This is a genomic window from Sphingomonas corticis (assembly GCF_012035195.1).
Lineage (GTDB): Bacteria > Pseudomonadota > Alphaproteobacteria > Sphingomonadales > Sphingomonadaceae > Sphingomonas > Sphingomonas corticis.
Window position 1 is genome coordinate 2,501 of record NZ_JAAVJH010000043.1, and the last position, 3,413, is coordinate 5,913.

Below are 3,413 nucleotides of genomic sequence, written 5' to 3' on the forward strand. Positions count from 1 at the left end.
GCGGCCAAATCTGGCTGAGATTAATCATCCGCACCAAGATACTGCGACAGCGTTGCTCTGCCGAGTTGATTGGAGGAGCCGAGCGTCGGCACGCCAAGCGTGCCGCCGGGCGGCTCAGCTGATCCAGCGTTGTCGTTGGTGGTGTGGACTCTCAAGCGTGAGGTAAGGGCAATTCGTGGATGCCTTGGCGCATACAGGCGATGAAGGACGTGGCACGCTGCGATAAGCTGCGGTGAGGTGTGAGCAACCTTTGACCCGCAGATTTCCGAATGGGGAAACCCACCCATCCTGATTATCCGAGAAGAGCCGAACGACGACACGTGAAGCGTGCCGCCGGGCGGCTCAGCTAGGGTAATTGGGGTTTTGGGTATCATGGGACTGAATACATAGGTTTCATGAAGCGAACCCGGGGAACTGAAACATCTCAGTACCTGGAGGAAAAGACATCAACCGAGATTCCGTTAGTAGTGGCGAGCGAACGCGGACCAGGCCAGTGCCTGATATTCAACTAGCAGAACGATCTGGAAAGTTCGGCCGTAGCGGGTGACAGCCCCGTATGCGAAAGTGAGATATCAGGACTTGAGTAGGGCGGGACACGTGTAATCCTGTCTGAACATAGGGGGACCACCCTCTAAGCCTAAATACTCGTATGCGACCGATAGCGAACTAGTACCGTGAGGGAAAGGTGAAAAGCACCCCGATGAGGGGAGTGAAACAGTACCTGAAACGGATTGCCTACAAGCAGTTGGAGGGTCTTTAGGGCCTGACAGCGTACCTCTTGCATAATGGGTCTGTGACTTAATGTATCGAGCAAGCTTAAGCCGTTAGGTGTAGGCGCAGCGAAAGCGAGTCTGAATAGGGCGCACATAGTTCGATGTATTAGACCCGAAACCCGGCGATCTAGGCATGACCAGGATGAAGGTGGGGTAACACTCACTGGAGGTCCGAACCGATTAACGTTGAAAAGTTACCGGATGAGTTGTGTTTAGGGGTGAAAGGCCAATCAAGCCGGGAAATAGCTGGTTCTCCGCGAAAACTATTGAGGTAGTGCCTCGAGCGGACACCATAGGGGGTAGAGCACTGGATGGTTGCGGGGGTCGCGAGATCTACCAATACTAACCAAACTCCGAATACCTATGAGTGATACTCGGGAGACAGACGGCGGGTGCTAAGGTCCGTCGTCAAGAGGGAAACAGCCCTGACCTACAGCTAAGGTCCCCAAGTCACGTCTAAGTGGGAAAGCATGTGGGAATCCCAAAACAACCAGGAGGTTGGCTTAGAAGCAGCCATCCTTTAAAGAAAGCGTAACAGCTCACTGGTCTAAACAAGGGTTCCTGCGGCGAAGATGTAACGGGGCTCAAGACGTGCACCGAAGCTTAGGGTGTGATCTCACGATCACGCGGTAGCGGAGCGTTCCGTAAGCCTGCGAAGCGATCTGGTAATGGGTCGTGGAGGTATCGGAAGTGCGAATGCAGACATGAGTAGCGATAAAGAGGGTGAGATGCCCTCTCGCCGAAAGACCAAGGGTTCCTGCGCAAGGCTAATCCGCGCAGGGTGAGCCGGCCCCTAAGACGAGCCCGAAGGGGGTAGTCGATGGGAATGCGGTTAATATTCCGCAGCCTGGTGGTGTGTGACGGATGGTGTGTGTTGTTCGGCCTTATCGGATTGGCCGGGCTTCGAAACTGTCCCGGGAAATAGCCCCACCGTATAGACCGTACCCGAAACCGACACAGGTGGTCTGGTAGAGTATACCAAGGCGCTTGAGAGAAGTGTCCTGAAGGAACTCGGCAAATTGCCTCCGTACCTTCGGAAGAAGGAGGCCCCACGTATGCGCAAGCACTCGTGGGGGGCACAGGCCAGGGGGTAGCGACTGTTTAGCAAAAACACAGGGCTCTGCTAAGTCGGCTTCAAGACGACGTATAGGGTCTGACGCCTGCCCGGTGCCTGAAGGTTAAGTGGAGGGGTGCAAGCTCTGAAATGAAGCCCAGGTAAACGGCGGCCGTAACTATAACGGTCCTAAGGTAGCGAAATTCCTTGTCGGGTAAGTTCCGACCTGCACGAATGGCGTAACGACTTCCCCACTGTCTCCAGGACATGCTCAGCGAAATTGAATTCTCCGTGAAGATGCGGAGTACCCGCGGTTAGACGGAAAGACCCCGTGCACCTTTACTGCAGCTTCAGAGTGGCATTAGGAAAGAACTGTGTAGCATAGGTGGGAGGCTTTGAAGCGTTGGCGCCAGCCGGCGTGGAGCCATAGGTGAAATACCACCCTGTTGTTTTCTGATGTCTAACCTCGTTCCGTGAAGCCGGAACAGGGACCCTCTGTGGCGGGTAGTTTGACTGGGGCGGTCGCCTCCTAAAGAGTAACGGAGGCGCGCGATGGTGGGCTCAGGTCGGTTGGAAACCGACTGTTAGAGTGCAATGGCATAAGCCCGCCTGACTGCGAGACTGACAAGTCGAGCAGAGACGAAAGTCGGTCATAGTGATCCGGTGGTCCCTCGTGGAAGGGCCATCGCTCAACGGATAAAAGGTACGCCGGGGATAACAGGCTGATAACCCCCAAGAGCTCATATCGACGGGGTTGTTTGGCACCTCGATGTCGGCTCATCACATCCTGGGGCTGGAGCAGGTCCCAAGGGTTTGGCTGTTCGCCAATTAAAGTGGTACGTGAGCTGGGTTCAGAACGTCGCGAGACAGTTTGGTCCCTATCTGCCGTGGGCGTCGAAATTTGAGAGGAGTTGACCCCAGTACGAGAGGACCGGGTTGAACGTACCTCTGGTGTACCTGTCGTCGTGCCAACGGCGCAGCAGGGTAGCTATGTACGGACGGGATAACCGCTGAAAGCATCTAAGCGGGAAGCCTCCCTCGAGATAAGATTTCACAGGACGGTCGAAGACCACGACCTTGATAGATCGGATGTGGAAGTGCGGTAACGCATGGAGCTAACCGATACTAATCGTCCTATTCGCGCTTGAGAGGACACACCATCAACGACAGCGTTGGCCAAAAACAACGACGGGTGGATGAAAAACTCCCAGCCAGAAAACGTGCATCGATTTGAACCCGCTGGCCGCCAGGCACACGCAACGCGCGTGCGCCCAAGCGGCACAGCCCGTACGCAGGCTTCATTGCCTGGTGACCATAGCGTCGGTGTCCCACCCGATCCCATCCCGAACTCGGCCGTGAAACCCGACCGCGCCAATGGTACTATCGCTCAAGCGATGGAAGAGTAGGTCGTCGCCAGGCATTGCAGCCTGCGTACCCAGAAGAACCCGTTCACCCGCCTTCCCACCACAAGGCACACCACACACCGCATCCTTGCGGACATTACCTCGACGCGGGGTGGAGCAGCCCGGTAGCTCGTCAGGCTCATAACCTGAAGGTCACAGGTTCAAATCCTGTCCCCGCAACCA

Annotated in this window: 1 tRNA gene and 2 rRNA genes; all 3 read left to right on the forward strand. The window is 55.8% G+C overall.

Annotated features, from left to right (window positions below):
- Positions 1–152: 152 nt before the first annotated feature.
- The 3 genes from HBH26_RS20185 (at position 153) to HBH26_RS20195 (ending at position 3,413) form a co-directional block, all read left to right on the forward strand.
- Positions 153–2,976: ribosomal RNA gene (locus tag HBH26_RS20185) — 23S ribosomal RNA — on the forward strand.
- Positions 2,977–3,131: 155 nt separating this feature from the next.
- A 5S ribosomal RNA gene (rrf, locus tag HBH26_RS20190) occupies positions 3,132–3,246 on the forward strand.
- Between the two features lie 90 nt (positions 3,247–3,336).
- Positions 3,337–3,413 (forward strand) — tRNA-Met (locus HBH26_RS20195).